The 2,117-nt window shown below is 36.5% G+C and carries 3 protein-coding genes; all 3 read right to left on the minus strand.

The features are described from left to right. Positions 1–186: hypothetical protein (locus JI65_RS17215; protein WP_207106109.1), on the minus strand; the 186-nt coding region annotated here is incomplete at its 3' end. Positions 187–664: 478 nt separating this feature from the next. Then, a complete protein-coding gene (locus JI65_RS16805; protein ID WP_191018316.1) occupies positions 665–1,324 on the minus strand; it encodes a hypothetical protein in 660 nt (219 codons plus the stop codon). Beyond that, positions 1,321–1,890 carry a hypothetical protein gene (locus tag JI65_RS16810; RefSeq protein WP_191018317.1) on the minus strand — a complete coding sequence of 190 codons (570 nt, stop codon included), beginning with the start codon at positions 1,888–1,890 and terminating at the stop codon, positions 1,321–1,323. The genes JI65_RS16805 and JI65_RS16810 overlap by 4 nt, the downstream gene beginning before the upstream one ends. Positions 1,891–2,117 lie beyond the last annotated feature (227 nt).

The raw sequence follows: 2,117 nt of genomic DNA on the forward strand, positions 1-2,117 counted from the left end.
GCCAGGCGCCTGATTAGATAAAATTATTGCAGGTTCAAGGAGTAAAAGGTAGAACCCCAGTATTATTTTTTGTCCGAATCCCAAATTAGGAAATATTGTTGTTTTCCTAGGTTGTAATCCGGGCGACAAAGGAAACACTGTATTAGGATTTGACGATGGAATCTGATAGAAACCATCGTCAATCACGGAACCTTTTTTCTCCCTTTGGGGCGGAATAATAGGAGGAGGCTACATTGGAATTGGAGCAGGAGCAACAAGTCTTCCATCCGGGTCCACATACCGCACCGGGTTGTTCCCCGCGTAGTGGTAACAATTGAGATTGATTGGACTGACAGCCCGCAAATCTCAATGGATTTCAGGTGCTTTCTGGCTTAAAAAGCCGGTTTTAGCTCCAGAAAGACAAAAATCAGCTCAGGTTTTAAAATCCTCCATCAAGAATTTTATCGGCGGAAAACTTCCGTCCGCGAAAAATTCTAAAACCACTCGTCAGTTGATTCAGAGCGGTTTTAGAACGACAAAAACTACGCTATATGTAGCGTAATCCTTAAATTTCCCCGGAAAAGGCGCTTTTTGTGGCGGGTTTTCCGGGGAAAAGTGGATTTTTGGGTTGGCCTACAAATCGCGATTTGTAGGCCCTATGAGGGGAACTTTTGATTACAAAAAGTTATTTTTTTTCCAAAAAATTCCATTCGTTTATAATTTTCTCTGCACAATCACTCCGTTCAGATAATAAATCCTTCCTATATTTTTTTGGAAAATAAAAGTGTTTTTTGAATATCTTCTTGAGTTCTGGTGAATATCCCGTTATTTCAAGAGGCCATTCAAAATCATTTGCAATGTATTTTCCCCAGTTGCCAGAATCGCCAAATACAAAAAAATTCCTTACAGGTCGTTTTATCAGTTCTTCGCAAATTTGTAATTCTTTGATATAAAAATTTGACCATTTAAGCCCAACTGGAATTTTAAAATGTAAGGCAGGTCCATCGGTATGAGGAGGGGCATTAGGATTCAAATAATCCTCTATAATAATCAAATATTTTTCCTTCATTTTTTTCATTATTTTTGTAAGATTTTTATATGACTTTTTTGAAAATAGACATCCCCCTGTTATTGTATATGTCGCAAAGTTGCTTGAAAAAAAATCTAAACAACTACGTTCCTTTTCATAGAGCGAAGGAAATTTAAATATCTTATCCTTTAGCGGAATCCATACTTCATACATTTCTTCTTCGAATAACCAAAATTTGTCTAAATATAACTTAGTTTGATTTATCATATTATTCGCAAAATAACTCATGCAAGATTCAATTTCTGTACTGCTCATGGTTCAACCCTGATTTTATAAATTTTACCTTTGAATTTTATATCTAAAGTTGGTATATGTTTAGGATCTTTAACAGAATTGTGCATATGTATAATCGTTCCATCTGACAGTTCATAGGCACCAGAATCTAAACGCTTTCCCCCTTTCGTCAATTTTCTAAAGAGAGCTTCTATATTTCCCTTTCTATGACCTAATTTAACTCCATGTGGATTTCTTTTGAAGTCTATTTCAGATAAAAAATCATCAATTTTATTTGAATCTGACTTTCGAGAAAATAATTTCTTTACAAAATTAGTCAAAAGTTTAGATCCAACAAGAATTTTAACCAACTCCGCATTGCAAGCATTCGGATCTACAATATTAGCTTCGCCCTCATTTGCATAAAATCGATAAGTAACTTCATCAGGATTTCTGTAAATAAAACCATCAGGGTGTTCTTTAAAAAAATCTTTGGCTTCTTCCCATGTCTTACCATCTACAGTTGGCTTAAAACCAAATCCAGAAATTTTTTCAAACTCGTTTTTTGTTATATCAGCGCCATATGTTTCCCTTCCATCCGGGTCCACATACCTCACCGGATTGTTCCCCGCGTAGTGGTAACAATTGAGATTGATTGGACTGACAGCCCGCAAATCTCAATGGATTTCAGGCGCTTTCTGGCTTAAAAAGCCAGTTTTAGCTCCAGAAAGACAAAGCTCAGCTCAGGTTTTAAAATCCTCCATCAAGAATTTTATCGGCGGAAAACTTCCGTCCGCGAAAAATTCTAAAACCACTCGTCAGAAAATTCGAGCGG

Source organism: Treponema zioleckii, assembly GCF_014737315.1.
Taxonomy (GTDB): domain Bacteria; phylum Spirochaetota; class Spirochaetia; order Treponematales; family Treponemataceae; genus Treponema_D; species Treponema_D zioleckii.

What these genes read in the sequence shown, in the direction of transcription:
- JI65_RS16805 (WP_191018316.1), bottom strand. Translation starts at nt 1,324, where the DNA reads ATGAGCAGTACAGAAATTGAATCTTGCATGAGTTATTTTGCGAATAAT.